Annotated in this window: 3 protein-coding genes; all 3 read right to left on the reverse strand. The window is 47.3% G+C overall.

Annotation, left to right across the window (positions count from 1 at the left end; all coding sequences use genetic code 11):
- On the reverse strand, positions 1 to 1,229 hold a 1,229-nt coding region (locus tag HWQ67_RS20285; RefSeq protein ID WP_218253761.1), incomplete at its 3' end, for an IS66 family transposase.
- Between the two features lie 145 nt (positions 1,230 to 1,374).
- Positions 1,375 to 1,758: an IS66 family insertion sequence element accessory protein TnpB gene (gene tnpB, locus HWQ67_RS20675; RefSeq protein ID WP_218253762.1), complete on the reverse strand. Its 384-nt coding sequence runs from the start codon at positions 1,756 to 1,758 to the stop codon at positions 1,375 to 1,377.
- Entirely contained in the window at positions 1,755 to 2,213 is a 459-nt protein-coding gene (locus tag HWQ67_RS16405) for a hypothetical protein (RefSeq protein ID WP_218253763.1), read from the reverse strand. The genes tnpB and HWQ67_RS16405 overlap by 4 nt, the downstream gene beginning before the upstream one ends.
- Positions 2,214 to 2,412: the final 199 nt, after the last annotated feature.

The following is a 2,412-nucleotide window of genomic DNA, read 5'->3' on the forward strand; positions in this document are numbered from 1 at the left end:
AAAGCTTCGATCAGATAGCGGCACTCATCCGGAAAGTAGGATATTACATCGACAAACTTACGGCGAGCATGGGAGAGGCAATGGGCCGCTATGGTCTTCAGCTTTTTAGGAAGATTTCGGGAAAGAGCATCACACATCTGGATAGGAGGACTCAAGCCCAGTTGTCTTTTTTGCAGTACATCCTCCAGGTTTTCACCGGCATGTTTGTTGCCGCTGAAAAACACCGCTATTTTTCGGCCCTCTTTTATCGAGACAATTCCCGTAGTGAATAGCCCTGATCGGTCAGGATCACTCTTATCTGCACCTGTATCTGTACCGTGCTTATCGGCACTGCCTTTCATGAGGGCCAGGATCTTTACCGTCGTGTCGTCATTGTGAAGCACCTCACCCTGGGCCGCTTGTCTGATCAATTCCTCATAGGCAGGATAGATTTTATCGGCTACCGCCTCCACTATCTCCCACTGAGTAGATGCCGGTAAGGGGATACCAAGACTGTTTTGAAGCCCCTCCAGCCGATAGAAGGGAAACCCGCTCCCGTACTTTAACAGAGCAATCATGGCACCACAGGTTTCATCATATTTTTCTTCACCCACCCCTGGTGGTGGCTGTGCACTGAAAACTTCTCCGCACAGATTGCAGCGCAGGCTCTCCAACTCCCATACCCTGGCTGAAAGCGGCGCCGTGCCTGTAACACGCACGATGATTTTGGGTGTTTTGATACGGTATACTTTCCCCTTCAAACATGCAGGGCAACGATCTCCGGATTTCAGGGTTGCATGAGATACAAAGGACTTCTCAGCCCCCGTATAGGTATGAGCACCGTTTCGCCCATGTCCTTTGCGTTTGTTTTTCTGCTCATTGTCTCCACCATGCTCATCACCCTTGCTGTCAGAAGTCTCCTGAAGATTACACACCCTGCCGCCCTGTGCATCTTGAGTGGTTTTACCCAGCACATTCTTTGCACTCTCTGTGCTGGCACCAAATACCATCTGCATAAGACGCTTTACGGATGCGTCTTTTTCCTCTAATGCCTGGCTCAAAAAGATGACCGTCTCGATCATCCCCTCAATGATCAGGTAGTCAGATTCCTCCAAAGACCGCGTTGCCACCCGCTGGCGCAGTGCATTGGCCTGGATGAGATCAAGGTCTATCCGTTTTGGAGGCTTCATTTTTAGAGACTTCATGTTACCGCTGCTCTCTTGGCTGGAACCCACTTTGTGCTTTTGCACAATCTCCTGTTAGATATTAAAATTCAAGTGATTAATAGCATGACATATCTTTGCCCTCTTGTCAATTATGTAATTATGATGCATTTATATACCATCTTTTACGTATATAACACTCAGCGTAAACATCTTATCCAACATAAATACCTCAATGAATGTCTTCGAGTAATTGAATCTGTTTCCACATAGGTGCTACCTGGGCACCCTCCGGATTACCATTCCAGATAAGAAGCTGCAAATCATGAGAGGCCAGTGAACTTACTTTCCTATTCTCATTCCCATTCCCCTTATTGGGCCACCAGCTAAACTTTCCCTTCGACAGCCGCTTACAGCACAGCCAAAACCCCTGCCCATCATACACTAAAACCTTTATAGCCGTCCTTCTGCGATTGCGAAATACAAATACCCACCCTGAAAAGGGATCTGCTCCCATAACCTGCCGACATACCCTTGAGAGACCATCGATCCCTCGGCGAAAATCCACTGCCTCTACCGCTACCAGTATCCTCATCTGGGGGGTGAGCTGGATCATTTATCTCTTCCCCAAAACGCTTTGGCCATCTCCAACGGATTAAAACCGCATCCTTCTCCCTTCATGTGTACCCTCAGTTTGCCTCCCTTCTCATCCTCCATCTCCATTACATATTCACTACCAGATTCCAACTTGCTCATCACATCAGCCTCTGGGCTGCTTACCATATCAGGTCCTGGGCTGCTTACCGCAAGCTCCACAAAATGACACGATCTTCCCGCCTCCGGATACCCATTACCATTATGCTCTTGAACCCTCCTCTTGAGTTGCCTATGGTTCAGACCCAATACCTTACATATATGGCCAATAGAGTAATCTCCGGCCAGACTTACCGCTGCCTCCCATAACTGATCGGGAACTGACCCTCGACACCTCCTGTTTCTACGCCACAATATAAACTGCTCTTGGATTTCCTCTATGGTTGGCTTAACTACTGGTAGGCATTCTTGGTTCATAGATTATCCTCCCTTATCTTATTCTGTTGGATAACCTATGATAATACTTTCTTATCTAATTTTCATGCAGGCTTGCCGCAAGGACACGGGATACCGGAAGATATTCACCAAAAAATGTATGCCAAATTGGGAGTAAATTATTCGAATTTACCGGTAGCCAAAACCATCGCCTAATTTAAAAACTCACGAGAAGTGTGTA

Source organism: Candidatus Magnetobacterium casense (assembly GCF_019173545.1).
GTDB classification, from domain to species: Bacteria; Nitrospirota; Thermodesulfovibrionia; order Thermodesulfovibrionales; family Magnetobacteriaceae; genus Magnetobacterium; species Magnetobacterium cryptolimnobacter.